Origin of the sequence: Neisseria sp. P0014.S009 (assembly GCF_051958155.1) — a bacterium.
Classification (GTDB): Bacteria; Pseudomonadota; Gammaproteobacteria; order Burkholderiales; family Neisseriaceae; genus Neisseria; species Neisseria flavescens_C.
Genome location: NZ_JBQCVS010000129.1, coordinates 1 through 270, shown reverse-complemented (window position 1 = coordinate 270; position 270 = coordinate 1). Strand labels below are relative to the sequence as shown.

Below are 270 nucleotides of genomic sequence, written 5' to 3'. Positions count from 1 at the left end.
CCGCCAAACCCGCGCCGCCGATTAAGGCGGTAACCGACGTGGTCGGAATGCCCAGTTTGCCCAGCGCGGCAATGATGATCAGGATTAACAGACCGACGTTAGCCACATTGCCGAGGAAGCTGACGAGCGTTCTGTCCACTTTGGCGCGGGTCAGCGCAGCTTTCATCAAAATAACGAGGCGGGCGGCAATCCATCTGCCGACAAAGAAAATCGCCAACGCGGCAACGAGGTTGGTACCGAATGCCATGCCGGTTTCAGCAAGACGTTCCC

At 58.1% G+C, this 270-nt stretch carries 1 protein-coding gene; it reads right to left on the bottom strand.

Features of this window, described 5'->3' with window-relative positions; all coding sequences use genetic code 11:
- A partial coding sequence (locus ACTHS4_RS11985; protein ID WP_440365997.1) for a mechanosensitive ion channel family protein occupies nt 1-270 on the bottom strand: 270 nt, incomplete at both ends.